Origin of the sequence: Vreelandella boliviensis LC1 (genome assembly GCF_000236035.1) — a bacterium.
Taxonomy (GTDB): domain Bacteria; phylum Pseudomonadota; class Gammaproteobacteria; order Pseudomonadales; family Halomonadaceae; genus Vreelandella; species Vreelandella boliviensis.
In genome coordinates this window covers 279,472-298,957 of record NZ_JH393257.1, presented here as the reverse complement: position 1 = coordinate 298,957, position 19,486 = coordinate 279,472, and the positions used below count along the sequence as shown (strand labels likewise).

The window sequence follows — 19,486 nt, the reverse complement described above, 5'->3', positions numbered from 1 at the left end:
GCCTTTAAGCAGCGTCGGGTAGAAAGCTTGTGCCATCGGCCATGGCCGGTAGCAGGAAAAAGTCGGCCAGGGTTTGGCCGATATCGGCGAAGGTGCCGCGCTCGCCCAGCGAGCCGGGGACGAAGCCTGCGCCGTGTACCAGAATCGGGATGTACTCGCGGGTGTGTTCGGTACCGTGCCAGCTGGGGTCGCAGCCATGATCGGCGGTCAGAATCAGCAGGTCGTCTTCGCTGAGTGCGGCCAACAACGTTGGCAGCTTGGCGTCAAAGTCTTCCAGCGCGGCGGCATAGCCCGGTACGTCGCGGCGGTGGCCGTAGACCGAGTCGAAATCGACAAAGTTGGTCATGATCATGGCGCGCTCGCCAACGTCGCGCTTAGCGGTACGCTCAATCTCTTTGAGCGTAGCGTCCATCAATGCATCGTGGCCGCTGGCTTTGACTTTGTGAGTAATGCCGCAGTGGGCGTAGATATCGGCGATTTTACCAATCGAAACGACTTCGCCACCGGCATCATCAAGTTTTTGCAGCACGGTCGGCGCCGGGGGCTCAACGCTGTAGTCGCGACGATTGCCGGTGCGGGCGAAGGTGTTGCTGTCCTCGCCGATAAACGGACGCGCAATCACACGGCCAATATTGTAGGGCTCAAGCAGTTCGCGGACGGTTTCGCACAACTTATAGAGCCGTTCAAGGCCGAAATACTCTTCGTGGGCAGCAATCTGAAACACTGAATCCGCCGAGGTGTAAACAATCGGCTTGTCAGTGGCGATGTGCTCTTCACCCAGGCGGGCGATGATCTCGGTGCCCGAAGCGTGGCAGTTGCCAATTACACCGGTTAAATCGGCTTCTTGGACAATGGCATCGAGCAGTTCAAGGGGAAAACTGTCGGTTTTATCCAGAAAGTAACCCCAGTCAAAGCGCACCGGCACACCGGCGATTTCCCAGTGGCCGGAGGGGGTGTCTTTGCCGCTAGAGATCTCTTTAGCGTGGGCGTAAGCGCCTTCCAAGCTTTCCGGTAGCGTGACCCCTGCGGCAACGCTGCCGGTGGCGTCGCGGTGGGCATGGAATAGCCCCATCTTGGCCATGTTGGGCAGCTTGAGCGGGCCTGAACGGCTGGCGTTATCGGCTTCGCCACGGGCACAGGCGGCGGCGATATGGCCCAGCGTGTCGGCGCCTTCATCACTGAAGGTGGCGGCATCTGGGGCGGCGCCAATGCCAAACGAATCAAGTACTAGGACAATCGCGCGGCTCATAAGGCTTCTCCACGGAAGGTGTCTTGCAGCAGGGTGTCGGCGCTGGCCGCCGCTTCGCCAATGGTGAACGCTGCACGGAGCTGCTCGGCGGCGCGTTCGGCGGCGGCGTCACTGCGGGCGTGCACCATGGCGATGGGGCGCTGGCTATCGACGTTCTCGCCGATTTCGACGATGTCGGTGAAGCCGACGCTGTGATCGACGCTGGCATCGTTACGCAGACGGCCACCGCCCAGTTCGACCACGCTCATGCCCACGGCACGGGTATCAATACGCTGAACAGTGCCAGCCTGCTCGGCATACACCGGCTTAATCACGTCGGCTTTGGCAAGGTAGTGCTCGGAGCGCTCCATAAAGTCGCTGGGGCCACCCAGTTCGCGCACCATCTGGGCAAACACTTCAGCCGCTGCGCCAGAGGTCAGCGCCTTCTCAAGCTGGGTAAGCGCTTCTTCACGGGAGCCTGCGAGCTTACCGGCGATCAACATCTCTACCGCCAGCTCGCGAGTGACTTGCATCACGCGGCTGTTGGGGCGGTCACCGCGCAGCAGGGCTAGCGTTTCGACGATCTCCACGGCGTTACCGGCGCAGGGCGCCAGCGGCTGGCTCATATCGGTGAGCAGGGCAGTCGTGGGCGTACCCGCTTGAGTGGCGACATTGGCGATGCTTTTGGCCAGTTCGCGGGATTTTTCCGGTGTGGGCATAAAGGCGCCGCTGCCGACTTTAACGTCCATCACCAGTGCATCCAGCCCTGAGGCGAGCTTTTTACCCAGGATAGACGCGGTAATTAGCGGAATCGATTCCACGGTAGCGGTGACATCACGTACGCCGTAGATGCGCTTATCGGCAGGGGCGAGATCACCGGTCTGGCCGATAATCGCTACGCCGGTGGATTTCACTACTTCGCGAAAGCGTTCTGGTGCAGGGTACGGGTCGTAACCGGGGATCGATTCGAGCTTATCCAGGGTGCCGCCGGTATGGCCCAGGCCGCGCCCGGAAATCATCGGTACAAAGGCGCCGCAGGCGGCCACCCAGGGGCCGAGTACTAGTGAGACCAAATCGCCTACGCCGCCGGTGGAGTGCTTGTCGACAATCGGGCCGGACAGGTTCAGGTCGCTCCACTGCATCACGTGACCGGAATCGCGAGTCGCGGTAGTTAGCGCGACGACTTCTTCACGGCTCATGCCATTGAGAAACACTGCCATAGTGAAGGCGCCAATCTGGGCGTCGCTGATATGGTCATCGGCAATGCCCTGCACAAAGGCTTTGATCTCTTCCGCGGGCAGCGGCTGGTTATCACGCTTAAGGCGAATCAGCTCCTGGGGTAGCAGGTTGTGTTTCGTTACGTTGGCGGTCATTAGTAACCTCCGTCTGTAGTGGCAGCGCTGGTGCTGCCGGTCAACGTATCCATCAGATTGCCCAGCAGGCTAGAGGCCCCAAAGCGGAAGTGCGCGGGGGTTGCCCAGCCTGGGCCCATAATGTCGTTGGCAAGGGCCAGATACGCGGCCGCATCTTCGGCGGTTTTAACGCCACCTGCCGCTTTGAAGCCCACGTCTTGGCCACTGGCTTTAATCGCCTTGAGCATGATCTCGGCGGCTTCCAGGGTGGCGTTGACGGCTACTTTTCCGGTGGATGTTTTAATAAAATCCGCACCGCCTTCAATGGCGAGTTCGCTGGCGCGTTTGATCAGCGCAGGCTCTTTCAGCTCGCCAGATTCAATGATCACTTTCAGCAAGGCCTGGCCAGCGCAGGCGGCTTTGCACATTTCGACTAGCTCAAGGCCAGTCTCTTCATCGCCCGCCATCAGCGCGCGATAGGGGAACACCACATCGACCTCGTGGGCACCGGAGGCAACCGCGTCGCGGGTTTCCCGGGCGGCACCCATAATATTGTCACCGCCGTTGGGGAAGTTGGTGACCGTGGCAATTTTAACTTGGCTATCGAGTTTGTGGGCGGTTAGCGCGCGTTGTGCTGTAACAATAAACTGCGGGTAGACGCAGACGGCGGCTGGATTGCCGAAAGGCGTTTTTACCTGCTGGCAAAGTGCCTCGATGGTGCTGTCAGTGTCGCTGTCGTTCAGGCTGGTCAGATCCATGAGGGTTAGCGCTTGGCGGGCGGCTTGGACGATATGGGGGGAGGCAGTCGCAGTCATGGAATTCTCACAAATCAGTAAAAGATAAAACGGGCACTGCGGATAAAACCGCAGCGCCCGATGCGTTAAGTAGCTGTCATTGCGCTAATCACGTTAATCAAAGGCTCCCAAATAATGGCAAGCGCTATGCAGACGCGCCACTCAGCGCAATAAAGAAGCCAGCAATCGAGGCCGACATCAAGTTGGATAGTGTACCGGCCAATACGGCTTTGACACCAAAACGAGCGATCTCTTTACGACGGGTAGGTGCAATGCTGCCCAGGCCGCCAAGCAGAATCGCAATGGAGGAGAGGTTCGCAAAGCCACACAGCGCAAAAGAAAGGATCGCCATGGTGTGCGGTGTCATCATTTGACCCGTGGCAGCCACCACCTGTTCCCCATCAATGTAAGGCGCCAGGTTGATGTAGGCGACAAATTCGTTGACCACTAATTTTTGACCAATGAACGAGCCTGCCAGGGTAGCCTCTTCCCAGGGTACACCCAAGAGGAAGGCCAACGGGGCAAAAAGCCAGCCCAAGATCAACTCCAGGCTCAGCGAGTCAAAGCCCACCCAGCCGCCAATGCCACCCAGAATGCCGTTGATCAGGGCAATCAGGGCGATAAATGCCAGTAGCATGGCGCCGACGTTAGCCGCGAGCATTAGACCCGAGGTGGCGCCCGATGCAGCGGCATCCAGCACGTTGGCAGGCTTGTCTTCCTGGGCTTCAATCTCTTCTTCCACCTTGGAAACGCTGTCGCTATCGGTAACGTCTTGGGTTTCTGGCATGATCAGCTTCGCGAATAGCAGCCCGCCGGGCGCCGCCATGAAGGAAGCTGCTACCAAGTACTCCATGGGAATACCCAGCGCGGCATAACCTGCCAATACTGAACCGGCTACCGATGCCAGACCACCACACATGACCGCGAACAGTTGCGAAGGTGTCATGCGGGCGATAAACGGACGCACCACCAGCGGCGCTTCAGTTTGGCCGACGAAAATATTCGCCGTTGCGGAAAGTGATTCTGTCCGTGAGGTACCCAGGGCTTTTTGTAGTGCGCCGCCCAGGATACGAATCACCCACTGCATAATGCCGATGTAGTAGAGTACGGCTATTAACGAAGAGAAGAAGATAATCACCGGTAGAACTTTGATGGCGAATACGAAGCCAACGTTTTCAACGTCGGCTAAGCCGCCGAATAGAAAGCCGATACCGTCGTTGGCATACACCAAAATTTGGCTAACACCGGAGGAAATGGTTTGCAGCACCGCCTGACCGAAGGGCACATAAAGTACAAAAGCACCAATACCTGCTTGGATAGCAAAGGCACCCAGCACGGTACGTAACCGAATAGACTTACGGTCGTAGGAGAAGATCAGGGCAATGGCCACCAGAGTGACCATACCTACCAAGCTCATAAGGAGTGTCATATGGGGATCCTTCGAGTCCGCGAGTAAGTTACGTTTTTATAGACAGTAACGCGTTTAAAGTAAGTTGAGCTTGACGGAGTAAATCATCGCATTCTGATAATCATTGGGGGTGCCCAACTTATTTTCAGAGTAGCGATACTGAATACCAGTGGTGATTAAATCACTCGGATGCCACCACAGGCTCAGTGCACCGTTGGTGCCCACACTGCCCGCTGTATCGCCAACGTAATTTTGCTCCAGGTAGTCGTCATCACGGCCAAACGTTTGCTCGTGCCAGTTGGTGACGCTGAAGTTCTGGTTTAGCGCCGAGAAATCATACCCCGCGACCCAGCCGGCCATAAAGCCGTTCATGCCGGTATAGCTGTTACTTTGCACCCGCGCCGCGCCAATAAAGGGTTTAAACCATAGGCCGTTATCGAAGGTAGTGCGGTAGCCTAACCCTAGGATCTGATCCTGTTCACGGCTTTCAAAACCGTAATCGCGGAAGTCGTAAAGGTGGGCATAAATCGACAGCGGGCTGTCGCCCAGATAAATGTGCGAGGTTATTTTACCCGCAGTGCGGAAGTTGTCTTTGCCACCGCTGGACTCATCGAACTGGTCATTGGTGGGGTTCTCGAAATCAAAGAAGCCGTAAAACTCACCCCAGCTAAAACCAGCGCCACCTTCGATTTCGAGAAACATAAAGTCGCTTTTCGGCGCGTTAGACGCGGTGCGCGCTTCGGTGCCGTTTGACCAATCCAGGTAGTTAACCGAGACGTTAGCGAATGACCAAATCGGATCAAGAGGTGAGGGTTGTGTGTCATCTGCCATTAGCGGCGTAGTGAGCATTGCCCCTAATACGCCAGCGCCAAGTGCGACAAGAGACGAAGAGCGAGTAAGCGTACGAAGTGGTGTACGCAAGAGTGTGCGAGCAGTCATGAGAGCCTCAACAAGGGTTGTCGCGGAGCCATTTGGGTATGGCTATCCGAGGTTATAGTCGTGCGGGCTGGCAATAATGTTAAAATTATAACATTTAGTGTTATTTTTCTAACGCTGATTTGCAAGCGTTGTCACATCAACGCTATTTAAATGTCATATGGCTCTCACATGGATGGTTCATATAAGGTCTCTGGGCTCGTTAAAAGCCGTCGCGGCAGTGGTAATAAAGAAGTGGAAAGATAGCAGTGGAAATTCCGTCGTCGCTCGCGCAGCATAGAAATGAAAGCCGTCTATTAATAAAAGCTGTAGCTCTAAGATTATGGCGCGATGTGCATGGTTACGTCGTGCGCCACCCAATAAGAGAGGGTTTGCAAGGAGATGCCCACCATGAATGGCCGTAGCGCGCTGCGCCTTGCCAAGCTTCAGGAAGCGCTTGCCAGTGGCGGCACCCTTCATCTGCGCGATGCCGCAGAGTTGTGCGATGTTTCTGAGATGACCATCCGCCGTGATCTGACTACCCAGCCCACCGCTATTAGCCTGCTGGGTGGGCGCCTAGTGATGGCAAATTACCCTGGCGTAACGCCTATTTATGACTTAACCGAACAGCAGGCGAGCCACTATCAGGCGAAATATCGCCTATGTCAGCGTGCGATAGCCTATATAGAAGAGGGCGATACGCTGTTTATTGACTGCGGCTCGACGCTGATGCCATTGCTGAGCCAGTTAAGTCATTTTCATGAACTGACGGTGGTGACCTATGCGCTTAATATTGCCAATGCCGTCGCCGCGCTCCCCAATGTGCGTTTAGTGCTACTAGGCGGGCTTTTTTATGCCGCCTCACAGTCGTTTGGCAGCGATAATATGGCCGCCGCTATCGAGCGGTTGGGCATTAATAAAGCGCTGATCTCCGCTGCAGGGGTAGATTTGGAACGTGGAGTAAGCTGCTTTCACTTTCACGAAGTGGCGCCTAAACAGGCCGCTATAGCCACCGCTATGCAACGCCTGTTGGTGGTAGATGCCAGCAAGTTCGGCGTAGTACGGCCTGCCTACTTCGCCGCACTGGATGATTTTGATGTGGTCGTCACCGACGAAGAGGGCGCCCCGCAACTGCTTAAGAACAATGGCCGCGTTGTACCTGAGATAGTTGTCCCCGAAGTAACAGTGGCGTAAACGATTTTCTCATTATCCATAACAGTCAATACCTTGGGTGCGGCAATGCGCCACTTCTTTCATGATCTCGATCAATAGAAAATACTTTAGTCTTAGTTGATCCAACCTTTTGTGATTGGGCCAGCAGGGCTCGTCGCCAATCCCCTCTCGGCGACGCATATTTTTCCCGGAGCAATGACGCTCACTGCGATACGCAATGTTTTTAGCAGCGTTGTTTTTAGCAACGTTCTTATGAGCATGCTTTGGGAAGAGTATGGGGTGGTAGTTAGCCTGCTATATAGCTGCACAGCATGGCTAGCTAGTGTTTTAAACAACCTCTGACGAGATCACACCATGCAACGACGCTCACTTTGGCGCAGGCGAGGCACGCTAGTGCTCCTTGCGCTGTGTCTGTTTCTAGCGGGCTGTAGTTCAGCCCTGCTAGACCCAAAAGGCCAGGTTGGCGCTGAGCAGCGCACGCTGATTCTGACCGCCTTTGGCTTAATGTTGATTGTGGTTATTCCTGTGATTGCCATGACGCTGCTGTTTGGTTGGCGCTACCGGCGCAGTAATAGCGTGGCTAAATACCTACCCGACTGGGCGCACTCCAATGTGATTGAGGCGGTGGTCTGGATCGTGCCCTGCGCGATTATCGCTGTGCTCGCCCTGTTGACCTGGAAGACCTCCCATAGCCTTGATCCGCACAAACCGCTGGAAAGCGATGTGGCACCGATCGAAATACAGGCGGTGGCGCTGGATTGGAAGTGGCTGTTTATCTACCCCGAGCAGGGTATTGCCAGCGTTAACGAAGTGGCCTTCCCTGTGGATACCCCGGTGCGCTTTCGGGTCAGTTCCGGCTCGGTGATGAATGCCTTCTTTATTCCTCACCTTGGTAGCCAGATCTATGCCATGGCGGGTATGGATAACGATGTCCACCTCATCGCCGATGAAACGGGTAGCTACCCTGGCCGTTCCACCAACTACAGTGGCGCGGGCTTCTCCGGCATGACCTTTGAAGCCAAGGTGACCACCCCAGCCGATTTTGACGCCTGGGTTGAAACAGTACGCGATGCCTCACAAACGCTGACCTACCCCGAAGCTTATGAAGCGTTGGCGGAACCCAGCGAATCTAACCCGGTGGAGTACTTCTCAGCCATTTCGCCGTCGCTGTATGAAAGCATCTTGAAAAGCTTCCATACGGGTGGCGATCACCAGATGGGCGGCGACCACCAGGTGAGCGGCGATCATGCAGACTCACAAGATAGCGAAAGCGCTCACACGACTGATCATGCGGCCAAGTCAGGCCATGTCACCAACAACCACGCTAGTCAGGATCATGCCATGCGCAGCCATTCCTCTAGCGTAGAAGCGGGAGGTTAAGCCGTGTTTGGAAAACTCAGTTTAGAGTCAATTCCCTACCACGAGCCGATTATTATGGTCGTGGTGGCCTTTATGGCCATTGCAGGGATTGCGCTGTTTGGTTTGATTACCTACTACCGTAAATGGGGCTGGCTATGGAACGAGTGGTTTACCTCCGTTGACCATAAAAAGCTCGGTATCATGTACTTCATTGTCGCCCTAGTGATGCTGCTGCGTGGCTTCTCAGATGCGATTATGATGCGTACCCAGTTGGCCATGGCCGCCGGGGATGCAGCGGGCTATTTACCGCCCGAACACTACGACCAGATCTTTACCGCCCACGGCGTGATAATGATCTTCTTTGTCGCCATGCCCATGGTCATCGGCCTGATGAACCTGGTGGTGCCGCTGCAAATTGGCGCCCGCGACGTTGCCTACCCTTTCCTGAATAACTTAAGTTTTTGGCTATTTGCCGTCGCGGCGATATTGGTCAATATCTCGCTGGTGGTGGGCGAATTCGCCAAAACCGGCTGGCTTGCCTATGCGCCTTTATCGGGGATCGAGTTTAGCCCCGGGGTGGGGGTCGATTACTGGATATGGGCGTTACAGATATCCGGGATAGGTACCACGCTCACCGGTATCAACTTCTTCGTCACGATTATCAAAATGCGTACTAAAGGCATGACGATGTTCCGCATGCCGATCTTCACCTGGACGTCATTGTGCGCCAACGTGCTGATCATCGCTTCGTTCCCGATTTTGACCGCCACCGTTGCGCTGCTGACGCTGGATCGCTACTTCGGCATGCACTTCTTCACCAATGATTTTGGCGGCAATATGATGATGTACGTCAATCTCATCTGGGCTTGGGGCCACCCAGAAGTGTATATCCTGATTCTGCCCGCCTTTGGCGTCTTCTCTGAAGTTATTTCCACCTTTGCTCGTAAGCGGCTGTTCGGCTACGCCACCATGGTGTGGGCGACCATTGCGATCACCCTGCTCTCGTTTGTCGTTTGGTTGCACCACTTTTTCACCATGGGGGCCGGTGCTAACGTCAATGCCTTCTTTGGCATTATGACCATGATCATCGCCATTCCTACCGGGGTGAAAGTCTTCAACTGGCTGTTCACCATGTTCCGCGGCAGCCTGGAACTCACCTCGCCGGTGCTGTGGACGCTGGGCTTTATTATCACCTTTACCCTAGGTGGCATGACCGGCGTTATGCTGGCGGTGCCCGCTGCCAACTTCGTGCTCCACAACAGCCTGTTCGTTATCGCTCACTTCCACAACGTTATTATCGGCGGCGTGGTGTTTGGCATGATGGCTGGTCTGACTTTCTGGTTCCCCAAAGCGTTCGGCTTCACGCTAAGCGAAAAGTGGGGCAAGCGCTCTTTCTGGTGCTGGTTTATCGGCTTCTATGTCGCCTTTATGCCGCTCTACGTGCTGAGCTTCTTTGGTGCTGTGCGCCGCATGCAGTCCTACGCGAACCCTGAATGGCAGCCGTGGATGATTCTGGCCTGGGTAGGCGCGGTGATCATCATGCTGGGTATTGCCTGCACCATTATTCAGTTCTGGGTAAGTATCCGTGACCGCAAACAAAATGTGGATGTCACCGGCGACCCCTGGGATGGCCGTACCCTGGAGTGGTCAACTTCTTCCCCAGCGCCGTTCTACAACTTTGCACGTTTGCCGGAAGTGGGCGATATCGACAGTTTCTGGTCACAAAAACAGCGTAGCGAGGAGCAGCTTGAAGAAGCCCCCTATACCGATATCCATATGCCGCGTAATACCGTGGCCGGGCCAGTTATCAGCTTCTTTGCACTGGTCATCGGCTTTGCGCTGGTATGGCATATCTGGTGGTTAGCTGGAGTAGGTGCCGTGGGTGTCTTTGTGAGCTTTATGGCGCGGGTGTTTAACGACGATATCGACTACTACGTTCCCGCTGCTGAAGTTGAGCGCATCGAACGTGAGCATCAACTTAAACGTGAGCAACAACTCGAACGTGAGCAACAGCTAGGCGTGGAGGCGCAAGCGTAATGGCAACCGATACGTTACAACACGGCGCAACGGCCGAGCCCCATGAGCATCACGATGCCTCGGGCACTACAGTGTTTGGTTTTTGGGTTTACCTAATGAGCGATTTGGTGATCTTCGGGTCACTGTTCGCCACTTACGCCGTGCTGATGAAGGGAACGGCGGGCGGGCCAACCGCGGCGGATATTTTTGAGCTGCCCTTTGTGCTGGTCGAAACTTTCCTGCTGCTGTTGAGTAGCTTTACCTTCGGCATGGGTGTACTGGCGATGAACGCCGAGCGCCTTGGCCAGGTAAAAGCGTGGCTCGCCGTGACTTTCCTGCTGGGCGCGGCTTTCGTAGGCATGGAGATCTACGAATTTCAGCACCTGATTCACGAAGGATTTGGCCCGGATAAAAGTGCTTTTCTATCGTCGTTCTTCACCCTGGTGGGTACCCACGGCCTGCACGTGACCTTTGGTTTGATCTGGATTTTGGTGATGCTGATACAGCTCTCTACCAAAGGGTTGAACGCTATGACCCGGCCGAGGATTTTGTGCCTAAGCCTGTTCTGGCACTTCCTTGATGTCGTTTGGATCTGTGTCTTCTCATTCGTTTATCTGATGGGGGTACTGTGAGATGAGTGCTAGCTCAACGAATGCCCATGGCAGCGTAAAGTCGTATGTGACAGGACTGGTATTGTCGCTGATACTGACCATTATCCCCTTTGCGGTGGTGATGAGTGGTGCGCTAAGCACGCTGGCTACCGTGGTGGTGATTGCGGTGACCGCTGTGCTGCAGATATTGGTGCAACTGGTTATGTTCATGCATATGAATACCAAAGCTGACGAAGGCTGGAATCTGATGTCCTTCGTCTTCACACTGACGGTTCTCGTCTTAGTGGTAGGAGGCTCGCTGTGGATCATGCAGCATTTGCATCTCAACATGATGATCGGCTAATTTCAGCGCCTAACCGCTGGCGGGATCTGCTTGAGCTGACCAAGCCGGGAATAATCGGCGGCAACTTGATTGCCACCCTGGGCGGCTATTTTCTCGCTGCTCAGGGGCAATTCGAGTGGCTCAGTTTTATCTCGGTCATGGTGGGGATTGCGTTAATCATCGCGTCAGGCTGTGCGTGTAACAACGTCATCGACCGCGATATTGATGCATTGATGGCGCGTACTCGCCATCGCCCTCTGGTAAGAGGCAGCATCTCTATTACTCAGGCACTGGGCGTTTCGGCGCTGCTGGGTGTGTCGGGGGTAGTGTGCTTGGCGCTGGGTACCAACGGGTTAACCGTTGCCCTGGCGGTGATTGGCTGGGGTGTGTATGTGGGGCTTTATAGCCTCTATATGAAGCGCCGCTCGGAGTACGGCACCCTGGTAGGCAGCCTCTCTGGCGCCATGCCCCCGGTGGTGGGCTACTGCGCCGTGACCGGGCAGTTCGATAGCGGTGCCATCATGCTGCTGGTGATTTTCTGCCTGTGGCAAATGCCGCACTCCTATGCCATTGCGATCTTCCGCTATGCGGATTATCAACGGGCGTCGATTCCGGTACTGCCGGTGGTGCGCGGGGTCAAAATGGCCAAACACCATATCCTTGGCTATATCGTGGCGTTTATTCCCGCCTCACTGGCGCTGGGGTTGGCCAGTCAGGCGGGCGCAGGGTATCTATGCGTGGCCCTGACCATGGGTGGCTACTGGCTCTATCTGGCGCTGCGTGGCTATCGGTTGGATGACGATGTGCGCTGGGCCAAGCAGGTGTTCGGTGTCTCCATCCTCACCATCACCGCGATGAGTTTAGTTATGGTGTTGGAATCGATGGTGCCTATATGGGTGTAGTCCTCTAACGCTTTTAAGCAGTCAAACCAAACGCCCCGAGCAGTTAGCTGCTCGGGGCGTTTTTTTGGGTCGTGAAACCGACTATTTACTCTTCACGCTGACTAGCCTGAATGGCGGTTAGGGCAATGGTGTAAACGATGTCGTCTACCAGCGCGCCACGGGAAAGGTCATTGACCGGCTTGTTCAACCCTTGCAGCATCGGGCCGACGCTGACCACGCGGGCGCTGCGCTGGACTGCTTTGTAGGTGGTATTGCCGGTGTTGAGGTCGGGGAATACAAACACGGTAGCTTTACCCGCGACCGGCGAGTCGGGGGCTTTTTGTTTGCCCACGCTCTCGATGGCGGCGGCGTCGTACTGGAGCGGGCCATCGATGGCTAGGTGAGGGGCGCGCTGTTTGGCGATACGGGTGGCTTCGCGGACTTTATCTACATCCGCGCCGGTGCCGGAATCGCCGGTGGAGTAGCTGATCATGGCGACCCGCGGCTCGATGCCAAAGGCTTCCGCGGAGCGGGCACTTTGCAGGGCGATTTCGGCCAGGGTTTCAGCGTCCGGGTCGGGATTCACCGCGCAGTCACCGTAGACCACCACCTGTTCGGGCAGCAGCATAAAGAAAATTGATGAGACTTGATTATACTCCGGCGCGGTTTTAATCAGTTGAAACGCTGGCCGCACGGTGTTGGCGGTAGTGTGCACCGCCCCGGAGACTAGGCCATCCACTTCATCCAACTGTAGCATCATGGTGCCGAGCACCACGTTGTCTTGTAGCTGCGCTTCGGCGGTTAGCTCGTTGAGTTTGCCACGACGACGCTCGACCATCGGGCCAATATAGCGCGCGCGGCTGCTTTCGGGGTCGATGATTGTCAGCTCTTTGGGCAGCGTCAGCCCGCGGTTACGCGCTACATTTTCGATATCGTCACGCTTACCTAGCAGCACGCAGTCGGCAATGCCCCGGCGTTGGCAGATAATCGCCGCTTCTATAGTGCGCGGCTCATCACCTTCCGGCAGCACCACGCGTTTTTTAGCCAACTGGGCAAGTTTAACCAACTGGTGGCGAAACGCCGAAGGCGAAAGGCGGCGGGTATAACCGCTGCTTAGGTGGGCTTTCAGCCATTCAAGATCCATATGGGCCGCCACGTAACGAGCCACCTGTTCGGCGCGCTCAAAATCATCCATGGGGATTTCACGGCTTAACTGGCTGAGGTGCTGGGCGGTGGTCAGGCTGTCAGTCTCTACCGCCAAAACAGGCAGGCCGGTTTTGAGCGCAGGGCGACACATCTCAATCATATTGTCGTTGGGCATAAAGCCGTTGGTCAGCAGTACGCCCGCTAGCTGAATACCGTTCATGGTGGCCAATGCCGAGGCCAGCACCACATCGTCGCGGTCGCCGGAAGCCACTACCAGGCTGCCAGGGGTGAAAATATGCAGTGCGTTGGCAGCGCTGCGGGCGCAAAGACTGGTGGAAAGCACTCGGCGGCTGGACGCCTCGCCTTCGTTCAGCAGCTTGGCATTGAGCGCCCGCGCCACATCCAGGGTGCGCGGGGCGCTAAGCGTTTTACTGTAAGGCACCACGCCGATTAGGTGGAACTTATCGGTCGCCAGGGCTGGGGAGTACTGCCGTAGCTCCGCAAGCACCGACTCTTCCAACTGCGGTTTGAAGGTGCCTGGCGCGGCAGAAAGATCATCCTCCTGACCGTAGGGCAGGTTTTGCATGCGCATCAAAATGCCGCCCAGGGTGCGGCTGGAGCTTACCCCACCAAAGCTGCGGGCGTGCATATCCAGCTGTTCGGCCAGCGCCTGGGGCTCGTTTAAGTCACCGGTGCCAACAAGAATAATTCGCGCATTAAGCGCGTTGGCCAGTTGGGCGTTGGTTTGGGTAGCGTAGGTGGTGTGCTGGGTGGGCACCACGCCCTCTACCACGACAAGATCTAGGGTGCTGCCATCGCGGTGGGCCTGCTGGACAACCTGCTCATAGAGCTCGACTGCATTTTCCATCAGCTCATCGGTTTGGTCGTCGCGCAGCAAGCGTTCCATGCGCGCTTGGGAAATCGGCGAAGGCGGTCGCTGGTTAAGCGCCCGCGAAACCAGCGCGGTGGAGCGGTCCAGACCTGGGCCGTTGAGTTCGTTCTGCATAAACGGCTTTAAAAATCCGGCTTTCAGGCCGATGGTATCCAGCGCTTGAATTAATCCCAGGCAGGCTGAGGTAAGCCCGGCGCCCTGGCTGGTGGGCACTAATAGAATTGCTTGTGGCTGGTCGGGGTGGGGTGTCATACACGGACCTCTAAGCAGTGGCGGGTTTCCATGGCAATGCGGCCCTCTTCGTCGGTGGGGATCACCCACACCTGGGGGCCTTGATGGTCAGCGTTATCAAGCTTGCCCTCTTTGCCGCGAATGGTGGCTTCGTTAGCATCGTTATCCAACGCAAAGCCAAAGTGGGGCATAAGTGACAACACATTGCGGCGCACGATGGGCGAGTTTTCGCCGATCCCTCCGGTGAAAATAACCCCATCGAGCTGGGGCAGCGCGCAGGAGAGGGCCGCCAGCGATTTAGCGATCCGGTAGCAAAACACCTCTATGGCTAACTGCGCGGTGGCGTGGCCCTGTTCGGCAGCCTCTTCAATTTCGCGCATATCGTTGGTTAAGCCTGAAAGCCCCAGTAGGCCGCTCTGTTTATTGAGCACGTCGTCGATTGTGTCTAACGACCAGCCCAGTTGGCGGTGCAGGTGGGCGTGCAGGCCGGGGTCAACATCGCCACTGCGGGTGCCCATCACTAATCCTTCCAATGGGGTGAGGCCCATGCTGGTATCCTGGCTTTGATTGTTCCACACCGCGCTGGTGGAGCAGCCATTGCCCAAGTGGGCGGTTAGCCAACCGCCTGCGCCTCGGCTACTCAGTTCGCCCGCCCGCTGGCTAACGTAAGCGTGGCTGGTGCCATGAAAACCGTAGCGGCGAATGCCATGCTCAGCGTAGAGGCTTTCAGGCAGGGCGTAACGGTAAGCACGCGGCGGCATGGTTTGGTGGAAAGCGGTATCAAATACGGCCACTTGGGGCAGCGTAGGAAAGACGTTTTGGGTCGCCGCAATACCCGCTAAATTCGCTGGGTTATGAAGGGGGGCAAGCGCTGCGGTGGTTTCGATCGCCGCGATGACGCTATCGTCGATGAGTGCGGCTTGGGTGAAGTGCTCGCCGCCATGCACGATGCGATGCCCCACCGCCGCTGGTAATCGGTCCTCCATACGCTCCAGAATCGCGTTAAGTGTTTGGGTGTGATCAGCGCCAGGAAGCGGCTGAGTAAAACGCTCACCGGCACTGTTTTTGCCCTTTAAACGCGCCTCCTCGCTACCCAAGCGCTCAGCTATGCCTTCAAGTCGCGGTGCCTGAGGATCTGAATCAATCAACGCGTATTTAATAGAAGAGGAACCGCAGTTAATTACCAGCACCGGTGCGTTCATAAAAACCTTTTCGCTAGGAGGTTAGTGAGCAAAGATATAGACTTTAGTTTAACATGCTGCGATGCAGAAAAGCAGCGCCAGGATTTCGTTAGCCTTCTATGCAAAAGCTAGGCATGCTGGGTTCTTTGCCTACCTGGCTACTCTCCATCTTACACCTTCACTCCTATAACGAGTCTTTATGTCAGCGTCCCCTTTGCCGAAACTACTGCCGCGCCATTTGGCCATCCTGTTAATGATGACCGTGGCGACTATGTTCGCCGCCAATCATGTCTCGGCGCGGCTGGCGTTTGATAACGGCACTGGCTTGTTACTGGCAGTGATAACGCGTTCAGGCGTGGCTTGCTTAATTCTACTGACGCTGGTTGTCGTGCAGCGCAAGCGGCTGTGGCTACCTGCGGGCACCTGGCCGTGGCAACTGGCAGTGGGGCTATTAATTACGGTGCAAAGCGTGTGCCTCTATTCAGCGGTGGCACGGCTGCCGGTAGTGATTGCGCTGCTATTGGTGAATACCTTCCCCATTCAGTTAGCACTATTAAGTTGGGCGCTGGGCGGCCCTCCTCCAACGCTGCGTCGCTGTTTAATCATGGGCATTATTTTAATTGGCTTACTGGTGGTATTGGATATTCCTTCGTGGCTTGCCAGTGCCGATGGCATGGGCCCGGGGTGGATCGCCGGGATTGCCTTTGGCCTCACCGCTGCTTTTGCGTTCGCCTGCGCGCTGTGGGTCACCGAACACCGCCTAGCCGGTGTGGGCAGCACGCTACGCAGCCTGCTGACCATGCAAACGGTGTTTGTGATGATGATTATCGGTGGTATTTCCGGTGTGGTGCCAGGGGGGATGAGCCTGCCCGATAACAGTTCGGGCTGGTTGGGGCTGGCGCTGCTCGGGTTGCTGTATGGCTCGGCGTTTTCGACGCTATTTATTTTTGTGCCACGGCTCGATATGGCGCGCAACGCGCCGGTGATGAATATCGAGCCAGTTGCCTCCCTGGTGCTGGGCTACTTCGTATTGGGACAAATGCTTAGCCCCGGCCAGTTGATAGGCGGGGCCGTCGTCGTTGGCGGTATTGTTGTGCTGAGCCTATCTAAGGGGCGGTAATTAAGTCTATTAGATTTCTACGATACAAAGCCCCATAGCTAAGTGGTTATGGGGTTTTTTTATGGGCGTCATTTTAATGCCCATATTGTTAGCTTGCTAATTAATTGTTAGACTAAAGTCTCTAATGCTATCCCTGAAACGATAGGCGTCCGTTGAGAGGCGCTGGCCAGGTGGTTGCCTGGTGGCTAACAAGTGAGCTTTGCATGACCCCTGATCAAACATTTGCCCGCTGGGTAAAGGTAGCCCTTGCTGCCTTTGTACTGCTTTTTATCTATTTTCTGGTAGCCGATAGCTTTATGCCCATGACGCCCGAGGCCAGGGTGATGCGGCCGGTAACGCGTATAGCGCCCGAACTCAGTGGCCCAGTGAGCGAGGTTTTGGTGAGTGATCACCAACATGTGGCTAAAGGCGATGTGCTGTTTCAGATAGACCCGGCGCCATTTCGATTAGCCGTTGAGCAGGCGCAGCTTAATCGCGAACAAGCCGAGCGGAAGAATGCCCAGTTGGAAGCAGAGTTAACCTCTGCGCAAGCGGAGCTGGCCTCCGCTGAGGCCACGGCTGCAGAGCAGCGGGGAGAGCTGCAACGTGCCGAAACCCTTGTGGCGCAGCAGAGCGTATCTCGCCAACAGTACGAGCAGCAGGTGGCTGCTGAGCGCACCGCACAGGCCAGCGTAGCGGCGGCCAGGGCTAAAATTGTCAGCCTGGAAGTGCAGTTGGGAGACTCCGGCGAGACGAACCTGCGTTTGCGCCAAGCAGACAACGGGCTTTCCCAGGCGCAGTTGGATCTTGCCCATACCCAGGTGCGCGCCGCGCAAGCTGGGAGCATCTCCAATCTTCAGTTAGACGTAGGTGACTACGTTCAGGCCGGCCAGCCAGCGGTAGCGGTAGTGGCGGATGCAATCGATATCATTGCCGATTTTCGTGAAAAGAGCCTGCGTCATGTGGCGCCCGGCGATGCAGCGAAAGTGGTGTTTGATGTCTGGCCGGGGCAGGTATTTGATGCGCAAGTATTCGCCATGGAGGCTGGGGTTCGCGATGGGCAGTTGGCTGCTGATGGTCAACTTGCTGATATTCCTACTACTGACCGCTGGGTGCGCGATGCCCAGCGCATGCGCGTTCACCTAGCGCTAACCCAGCCAATCGCCAACTTATTGCCCAGCGGTGCCCGCGCCACGGTGCAGCTGCAACCCGGTGATGCTGCCTTGGCCAAACCCTTTGTATGGCTACAGGCGCATCTGATCAGTTGGTTGCACTATGTTTATTAAAGACAGGTCTGCCAGGTTTATTAAAGACAGGTCTGCCAGGTTTATTAAAATGAGATCAGCCAGATTTATTAAAAAGAGATCAGCCAGATTTACTAAAAAAAGGTCTGCCAGAGCGCGGTCTTCTAGCGTAGCGGCCACTAAGCGCAAGCCCGAACTTTCAAAGAATGGCCTGCGTCAGTGCCTACGAGTGGCCGGGGGCGGTATGCTGGGGTTTGTGGTCAGCCAATTGATGGGCTGGAACTACGGGGTGTTTTTTACTGTTTTTCCAATGTTCTTGCTGGGCATGGTGCCTATCTTAAATGGCCATATCGTGCGCCAGTTTTTGGCCAACGTATCGATCAATGTGCTTGAAGTGAGCCTAGTGGTCGGACTGCTCAAGCATATGCCGGTAGTCATGACCCTGGTGGTGATGGGCATATTTCTGTTTCGCTTTAACTTGATGGCGAAAGGCCCGCTGTTTCTATTCGGCGCCAACGGCGTGCTGACGCTCAGCATTCTGCTTCACTTCGCCAGCTACCCCAATGTGGACTTAAGCGATCTACTGGCCTGTAATCTCGTCGCCAGTCTATTGGCAGTGTTTATCGCCATGCTGATGCATACACTGTTCCCTGACGTGGAAGCGCGTAAGCCGCCACCTAGAATCACCAAGTCTTCCTCCCAGATTCGCCATGAAACCTTAATCGGTGGCCTAACCGCGACGCTGTCGTTTGTGGTGTTTCAAGCTTTTGACTTGCAGGGGTCGCTTTCCGCGCAGATGGCGACCATCTTGGTACTGTTTACGCTGGGGTACTCCGGTGCGCGGGTATCAGCCGCTAAGCGAGCGGTAGGAACGCTGTTGGGGTGTAACTTGGCGCTACTCATGCAGTTACTCCTGTATACCCAAAGCCACCATTTTCTGCTGGTGGTGTTGTTCTACTGGCTGGGGCTGATGCTTTTTGCTCGCGAGCATATTCATGAAGGTGGCGGTTCGGGAATTGGCTTTGGCGGGATGACCACTCTGGGGATTCTGTTTGGCCAGTCGCTGGGCCCGCAGCAGGATCTGGTGTACAGCGCACTCTACCGATTCTCTTCAATGAGTGTAGCGCTGGCGCTTACGCTGCTGGTTATGGCCTGCCTACACGTTGTGTTGAACCGTTGGACGCCAACGCGCTTACCAGAAAGCAGTCTTCCATAAATAGAGCTGCCATCAATAAAGCTGGCATAAATAAATCAGCGCAACTTTTTTAATACAGGCTACTCTGATGAGTGTGTCGACGTGTGATTTGATGTGTTTCCCTACTAACGGATTAGAGGTGTTCATCATGGCAACAGGTAAAGAAGATAAAGCTAAAGGAACGGCCAACAAAGCAGCCGGCAAAGTGAAAGAAGCCGCGGGTAAAGCAACAGGTAGCAGCAAAACAGAAGTCAAAGGTAAGGCCCAGCAGGCGAAAGGCGAACTGCAAAAAGGCAAAGGCGACGCCAAGGAGAGTCAGAAAAAACAGCGCTAAAATGACATTACATAAACACAACAGGGGGCCTTAGCCCCCTGTTGTGTTTATTCGGTCTGGAAACTTCCGTCTCCCATTTTCAGCGCTGAAGTATTTGAGAATAGC

Annotated in this window: 17 protein-coding genes; 10 read left to right on the top strand and 7 right to left on the bottom strand. The window is 55.7% G+C overall.

Going from position 1 to position 19,486, the window contains the following annotated elements:
- Positions 1 to 4 precede the first annotated feature (4 nt).
- The 5 genes from KUC_RS01300 to KUC_RS01280 all read right to left on the bottom strand — a co-directional run bounded on the left by KUC_RS01300 (position 5) and on the right by KUC_RS01280 (position 5,631).
- Positions 5 to 1,249, bottom strand: a complete 1,245-nt coding sequence (locus KUC_RS01300) for a phosphopentomutase (protein WP_007111257.1) — start codon at positions 1,247 to 1,249, stop codon at positions 5 to 7.
- Entirely contained in the window at positions 1,246 to 2,601 is a 1,356-nt protein-coding gene (deoA, locus tag KUC_RS01295) for a thymidine phosphorylase (protein WP_007111256.1), read from the bottom strand. Before deoA ends, KUC_RS01300 begins: the two co-directional genes overlap by 4 nt.
- Positions 2,601 to 3,395 carry a deoxyribose-phosphate aldolase gene (gene deoC / locus KUC_RS01290; RefSeq protein ID WP_007111255.1) on the bottom strand — a complete coding sequence of 265 codons (795 nt, stop codon included), beginning with the start codon at positions 3,393 to 3,395 and terminating at the stop codon, positions 2,601 to 2,603. The genes deoA and deoC overlap by 1 nt, the downstream gene beginning before the upstream one ends.
- 124 nt (positions 3,396 to 3,519) lie before the next feature.
- Positions 3,520 to 4,803 carry a NupC/NupG family nucleoside CNT transporter gene (locus tag KUC_RS01285; protein ID WP_040479152.1) on the bottom strand — a complete coding sequence of 428 codons (1,284 nt, stop codon included), beginning with the start codon at positions 4,801 to 4,803 and terminating at the stop codon, positions 3,520 to 3,522.
- A 54-nt stretch (positions 4,804 to 4,857) separates the two neighbouring features.
- Positions 4,858 to 5,631 carry an outer membrane protein OmpK gene (locus tag KUC_RS01280; RefSeq protein ID WP_007111253.1) on the bottom strand — a complete coding sequence of 258 codons (774 nt, stop codon included), beginning with the start codon at positions 5,629 to 5,631 and terminating at the stop codon, positions 4,858 to 4,860.
- Positions 5,632 to 6,108: 477 nt separating this feature from the next.
- Here KUC_RS01280 and KUC_RS01275 point away from each other — a divergent pair, with 477 nt between their 5' ends.
- The 6 genes from KUC_RS01275 to cyoE all read left to right on the top strand — a co-directional run bounded on the left by KUC_RS01275 (position 6,109) and on the right by cyoE (position 12,080).
- Complete coding sequence (locus KUC_RS01275; protein WP_040479149.1) at positions 6,109 to 6,891, top strand: DeoR/GlpR family DNA-binding transcription regulator; 783 nt, start codon at positions 6,109 to 6,111, stop codon at positions 6,889 to 6,891.
- 333 nt (positions 6,892 to 7,224) lie between these two features.
- A complete protein-coding gene (gene cyoA / locus KUC_RS01270) occupies positions 7,225 to 8,250 on the top strand; it encodes a ubiquinol oxidase subunit II (protein ID WP_040479147.1) in 1,026 nt (341 codons plus the stop codon).
- Between the two features lie 3 nt (positions 8,251 to 8,253).
- Complete coding sequence (gene cyoB / locus KUC_RS01265) at positions 8,254 to 10,266, top strand: cytochrome o ubiquinol oxidase subunit I (protein ID WP_007111249.1); 2,013 nt, start codon at positions 8,254 to 8,256, stop codon at positions 10,264 to 10,266.
- Positions 10,266 to 10,877 (top strand): cytochrome o ubiquinol oxidase subunit III, encoded by a 612-nt coding sequence (cyoC, locus tag KUC_RS01260; RefSeq protein ID WP_007111248.1) that lies wholly within the window; start codon positions 10,266 to 10,268, stop codon positions 10,875 to 10,877. The genes cyoB and cyoC overlap by 1 nt, the downstream gene beginning before the upstream one ends.
- Before the next feature lies 1 nt (position 10,878).
- Entirely contained in the window at positions 10,879 to 11,199 is a 321-nt protein-coding gene (gene cyoD / locus KUC_RS01255; RefSeq protein WP_040479144.1) for a cytochrome o ubiquinol oxidase subunit IV, read from the top strand.
- Positions 11,157 to 12,080 (top strand): heme o synthase, encoded by a 924-nt coding sequence (gene cyoE, locus KUC_RS01250; RefSeq protein WP_007111246.1) that lies wholly within the window; start codon positions 11,157 to 11,159, stop codon positions 12,078 to 12,080. The genes cyoD and cyoE overlap by 43 nt, the downstream gene beginning before the upstream one ends.
- An 85-nt stretch (positions 12,081 to 12,165) precedes the next feature.
- Here cyoE and pta read toward each other — a convergent pair whose 3' ends face one another.
- Positions 12,166 to 14,349, bottom strand: coding sequence for a phosphate acetyltransferase (pta, locus tag KUC_RS01245; RefSeq protein ID WP_007111245.1), 2,184 nt, complete (start codon positions 14,347 to 14,349; stop codon positions 12,166 to 12,168).
- Positions 14,346 to 15,530, bottom strand: a complete 1,185-nt coding sequence (locus tag KUC_RS01240; RefSeq protein ID WP_007111244.1) for an acetate/propionate family kinase — start codon at positions 15,528 to 15,530, stop codon at positions 14,346 to 14,348. Before KUC_RS01240 ends, pta begins: the two co-directional genes overlap by 4 nt.
- A 178-nt stretch (positions 15,531 to 15,708) precedes the next feature.
- On the opposite strand from KUC_RS01240, the gene KUC_RS01235 reads away from it, so the two are divergent.
- The 4 genes from KUC_RS01235 (at position 15,709) to KUC_RS01220 (ending at position 19,381) form a co-directional block, all read left to right on the top strand.
- Positions 15,709 to 16,629 carry an EamA family transporter gene (locus KUC_RS01235; RefSeq protein WP_007111243.1) on the top strand — a complete coding sequence of 307 codons (921 nt, stop codon included), beginning with the start codon at positions 15,709 to 15,711 and terminating at the stop codon, positions 16,627 to 16,629.
- A gap of 203 nt (positions 16,630 to 16,832) precedes the next feature.
- Positions 16,833 to 17,894 carry an HlyD family secretion protein gene (locus KUC_RS01230; protein ID WP_040479142.1) on the top strand — a complete coding sequence of 354 codons (1,062 nt, stop codon included), beginning with the start codon at positions 16,833 to 16,835 and terminating at the stop codon, positions 17,892 to 17,894.
- 49 nt (positions 17,895 to 17,943) lie between these two features.
- Entirely contained in the window at positions 17,944 to 19,068 is a 1,125-nt protein-coding gene (locus tag KUC_RS01225; protein ID WP_371827724.1) for a DUF2955 domain-containing protein, read from the top strand.
- Positions 19,069 to 19,195: 127 nt separating this feature from the next.
- Complete coding sequence (locus KUC_RS01220; RefSeq protein ID WP_040479139.1) at positions 19,196 to 19,381, top strand: CsbD family protein; 186 nt, start codon at positions 19,196 to 19,198, stop codon at positions 19,379 to 19,381.
- Positions 19,382 to 19,486 lie beyond the last annotated feature (105 nt).